The organism is Caldalkalibacillus thermarum (genome assembly GCF_014644735.1).
GTDB lineage: Bacteria > Bacillota > Bacilli > Caldalkalibacillales > Caldalkalibacillaceae > Caldalkalibacillus > Caldalkalibacillus thermarum.
Genome location: NZ_BMKZ01000117.1, coordinates 1 through 969, shown reverse-complemented (window position 1 = coordinate 969; position 969 = coordinate 1). Strand labels below are relative to the sequence as shown.

Sequence of the window (969 nt, the reverse complement as noted above, 5' to 3'; positions counted from 1 at the left end):
TTCATGAGAGGCTTTAATCATAAACCGCATCCTTTTCACCTGCCAGGTGGGAGAATCTGATTATACTTATTCCCATTGTACCAAAGCAGGTGAGGGATTAATAGATGAATCCTCACGGATTCAGGTTATTTAGCGAAAATTGTTCAATTGTACTTGACGCTCACAGCTGTATGCAGGTATATCCCTCTTTTTAGCTTAAGGGGGTAAAAATCTCTGAGATATACTCCTATTCACGCCTGTCCCTATATGAGCAGTGCCCATTAAGATTCTACCTGAAATACGTGGACGGTCGGGAGGAGCCGGTGACAAAGCCGCTGGCACTCGGAAAGGCTGTCCACAAAGGCATTGAAATGCTCATACAGGGATACATCTTGGAAGAAGCGGTTTGCGAAGGCTTTATTGAAGCAGACTTCCACCCCCAGGTTGAACGTTCGGAGGTGGAAAGTCTAGTAAAAAAATCCCCAGACACGCGGGAATGGGGGAGACAGAAGTACATTTCCAACTCCCACTCTCCCATTCTCCTTCAGCCCCACAGTTACAGGGCTACATTGATCTGGTTGTCGAAAACGAATCTGGTGTATGCTTTGTCGATTGGAAAACCAATTGGCAACCGTACAACGTTTTGATCTGGAGCCGGATGCCCGTGATAGGTTGTTTCCAGCCAAACCATCTTCTCAGTGCAGTCATTGTCCTTTTGCAATTGAGTGTTATCAGCGGTCTTTTTAGGCCGCTTTTTTGCTATAATAATTACAAAGAAAATAGTGGTGGGTGTGAAAGGTGTGATCATGATGTCTCTTGATAAAAATATTGAATATCGGCTCCAGTTAATCAAACCCATTCTCCAGGAAAAGTACAATGTAAGAAAAATTGGTGTTTTTGGATCATTTGCACGTGGAGAACAAACGGGGAAGAGTGATATTGACATACTGGTTGAATTTTCAAAACCGATTGGCCTGGATTTTGTTGAGC

At 43.8% G+C, this 969-nt stretch carries 2 protein-coding genes; both read left to right on the top strand.

The annotated features are described in order from the left end of the window. Positions 1-281: 281 nt before the first annotated feature. Entirely contained in the window at positions 282-626 is a 345-nt protein-coding gene (locus IEW48_RS16750) for a hypothetical protein (RefSeq protein ID WP_229704112.1), read from the top strand. Positions 627-788: 162 nt separating this feature from the next. Further along, positions 789-969 (top strand): nucleotidyltransferase family protein (locus IEW48_RS16745; RefSeq protein WP_229704111.1); only part of this gene is annotated, 181 nt, incomplete at its 3' end.